Below are 1,705 nucleotides of genomic sequence, written 5' to 3'. Positions count from 1 at the left end.
AACACCATTTACAAATTGATTATCAACTTGCCTGTAAAATTTTGCTGGTGCAGGCGGTAAAATAAATTCAGTGTTTAATGGTAGCTTGTGAGTTTTGTTGAACGATTTGTCAATTAAATATGATAAAGTTGACAACACTATTCCCTTTGAAGTGTATGCGCATTCATCAATTATTTTGTCAATAACCAAAATTTCTCCACTGGCTATTTTAGATTTAATTAATTCAAATAAAACTTTCTGTTTGTCAAATGGCAAGTAGTAGCGAACCAAAGACAATAATGAGCTAGTGTCAATGACTACTTTCATATAAGAAACTATCTAGTTTTTCAGGTTTAATATTTAATTTCTTACAGAATTCATATTCGTTAATCACGCCTTCGTAAAATGCTGTTTGAATTGTTGAAACTAATAATGGTGACTTTATCGGAATTGGTGTTGATCCACCTGGCTTAATACCATTTTGTTTATCTAAATCTTTTTGTTTTACTAATTCTTCAAACTTAACTCTAAAATCTTCTTCAAAACCTTCCTTGACTTTTTTGTAGTTGGCAGGACTAATTTTATTAAGTAAAAGCAGTTTTGTAAAAATTGCAATTATACTCAAATGTGTCTTTTCAGAAATAGATTGAATTAAATCAATATTGTAATCATTTTGAACAGTTGAATTGTCAATATTTTCAATAACTTTCTCAAATTCACCACTCAAAAAATAATAAGCAAAATCATTACACCAATTTTCAATTTTTGATAATTTTTGATTGGCTAAATTCTGGTAGTCGATTTGGTCAATTTCTTCTTCATCTAAAAGATAATGTCCGAATTCATGACCAAGTGTAAATATTTCTCTCTTAAATGAAATTTGTTGCCTTTTTAGAACAATTACATTTGGTTTAAGAAAAAAACCATCAATATTGGCTCTTTCCTTTTTATTCCATGTTTCTACGAATTCGAAAACAAAAATATTTTTTTCAGCAAGTTTTTTTATTAACTCAGTCAAAAACTCTTTAGGCTTTTCTTTAAATTCGACCTTTATTAACCTTCTGATTTCTGTTGCTGCATTTTTGGGACTACTATTTATAGTAAAAAATGGCAAAATTCTTTCAAACTTAATGTCTGACAGTTCTGCAATCGCAGATAGTGAAATTTTAAATTCTTCAAAATGATTTACAATTTTTCTTGCCCCTAAACTCAACTCCACCTCAAATTTTGGTTTTCTAAAAAATATACTAGCGTCTATAGAAATATCGGGAGATTTTGGGTCTAAGTAGTAGTGAATACCTTTATTGAAAACCTTATCTATTCTCTTTAGATGTCCAAGTTCAATATTTGGATTTAATATCTGTTCTTTTGTAATTGATTTAGTTAACCCCTCACTAATTAATGGCAACAGTTCTTCTACTGACATTTTTAGCAGTTTCAGCAAATATTTTAGCCTTTCTATGTTTTGCTCAACTTTCAATAGTTCTTATTATGTGGGAGGGCAAGATAGTCAAAATAGTTCTCGCCGTTTGGTTGTAACATTCGGAAAAAATTGCACCTAACAATTATATTGTGGATTGCATTCACAGTCATTTCCATTTATAGGGCCTAGTTGATGATAATTCAGCATACAGCCAATCCTTAAAAATCAGCTAATTTAAAAAGCCAACAATCATAACAACTTATGTTTGCAGGTAAGCAGTGCATTCAATGAACAAATCTATTT

At 29.6% G+C, this 1,705-nt stretch carries 1 protein-coding gene and 1 pseudogene; both read right to left on the bottom strand.

What is annotated here, in order from left to right; translation table 11 throughout:
• Positions 1-306: pseudogene (locus tag ACHZDT_RS03305) on the bottom strand (DUF4411 domain-containing protein); the annotation flags it as partial.
• A complete protein-coding gene (locus ACHZDT_RS03300; protein WP_394773238.1) occupies positions 290-1,405 on the bottom strand; it encodes an ImmA/IrrE family metallo-endopeptidase in 1,116 nt (371 codons plus the stop codon). The pseudogene ACHZDT_RS03305 and the gene ACHZDT_RS03300, both read right to left, overlap by 17 nt.
• Positions 1,406-1,705: the final 300 nt, after the last annotated feature.

The sequence above is a fragment of the Flavobacterium sp. genome (genome assembly GCF_043722275.1).
In the GTDB taxonomy this organism is placed as follows: domain Bacteria; phylum Bacteroidota; class Bacteroidia; order Flavobacteriales; family Flavobacteriaceae; genus Flavobacterium.
The sequence above is the reverse complement of the archived record's forward strand: the minus strand, read 5'-3'. Positions and strand labels throughout refer to the sequence as shown.